Source organism: Neobacillus niacini, from assembly GCF_000759675.1.
Classification (GTDB): domain Bacteria; phylum Bacillota; class Bacilli; order Bacillales; family Cytobacillaceae; genus Neobacillus; species Neobacillus niacini_A.
The window spans coordinates 1-216 of sequence record NZ_BAWM01000169.1; the positions used below are offsets into that span (position 1 = coordinate 1).

Sequence of the window (216 nt, forward strand, 5' to 3'; positions counted from 1 at the left end):
AGGGACAAAGTCCCAACTACCATCGGCGCTGAGAAGCTTAACTTCCGTGTTCGGTATGGGAACGGGTGTGACCTTCTCGCCATTGCTGCCAGACTATTTTGTTGAGGTTTCATTCCCTCAAAACTAGATAATCAGAAGAAGTTGTAAAACGAGTTCGCTTTAAAAATTGGTTAAGTCCTCGAACGATTAGTATCAGTCAGCTCCACACGTTACCGC

Annotated in this window: 1 rRNA gene; it reads right to left on the reverse strand. The window is 45.4% G+C overall.

Annotated features, from left to right (window positions below):
• Nucleotides 1-93, reverse strand: a 5S ribosomal RNA gene (gene rrf / locus TR08_RS30625); the annotation flags it as partial.
• Nucleotides 94-216: the final 123 nt, after the last annotated feature.